This window comes from Bradyrhizobium sp. YR681 (genome assembly GCF_000282615.1).
GTDB lineage: Bacteria > Pseudomonadota > Alphaproteobacteria > Rhizobiales > Xanthobacteraceae > Bradyrhizobium.
Map to the genome: position 1 here is coordinate 1 of NZ_AKIY01000100.1, position 861 is coordinate 861.

Sequence of the window (861 nt, forward strand, 5' to 3'; positions counted from 1 at the left end):
GGGGGAGCCGCTGGCGCGGCTGCTGCTCGGTGCGGTCACGGAAGCCGCGGTCGCCTGCGCCGGGCGCGCGGATATCGCAAGGGCGGGCGCGGAATACGCCCGTGCGTTCAAATCGCTGGTCGAGGCGCTGCGCGTGCGCGCATGATCGTGCCAGTCGGAGATCAGCTTTGTGTGCGGTGCGAGCCCGGAATTCGGACCACCTCTCCCGGAGGGAGCGGTCGGATCGCATCGGAGATGCGATCCGGGTGAGGGGCTACGGTCTCATCTGCCGTTGCGGCCCCTCACCCGGATTGCTACCGACGATGCTGCGCATCGCCGCGCGCAATCAAACCTCTCCCCGCTGGGGTGAGGTGAAATGACCAACCGGAAACGCCCACCAACAAGAAGAACAGTAGCGCATGAACGCAAATTCCTCTCTCGCGCCGTCTGACCCCGAGTTCGATTACATCATCGTCGGTGCCGGCTCTGCCGGCTGCGTGCTCGCCAACCGTCTGTCGGCGAACGGCAAGCATTCGGTGCTGCTGCTCGAGGCGGGCCCGAAGGATTCCAACATCTGGATCCACGTGCCGCTCGGCTATGGCAAGCTGTTCAAGGAAAAGACCGTCAACTGGATGTACCAGACCGAGCCGGAGCCCGAGCTGAAGGGACGGCAGGTGTTCCAGCCGCGTGGCAAGACGCTGGGCGGATCGAGCTCGATCAACGGCCTGCTCTATGTGCGCGGCCAGCACGAGGACTACGATCGCTGGCGCCAGCACGGCAATGCCGGCTGGGGCTATGACGACGTGCTGCCCTATTTCAAGAAGGCCGAGAACCAGACGCGCGGCGCCGATCAATATCACGGCACCGGCGGGCCGCTGCCGG

General features: G+C 65.5%; 2 protein-coding genes. Both read left to right on the forward strand.

Annotated features, from left to right (window positions below; all coding sequences use genetic code 11):
- Positions 1 to 145 (forward strand): TetR family C-terminal domain-containing protein (locus PMI42_RS40690; RefSeq protein ID WP_008133460.1); only part of this gene is annotated, 145 nt, incomplete at its 5' end.
- Positions 146 to 398: 253 nt separating this feature from the next.
- The coding region (locus tag PMI42_RS10610; RefSeq protein ID WP_008133461.1) for a GMC family oxidoreductase at positions 399 to 861 on the forward strand (463 nt) is incomplete at its 3' end.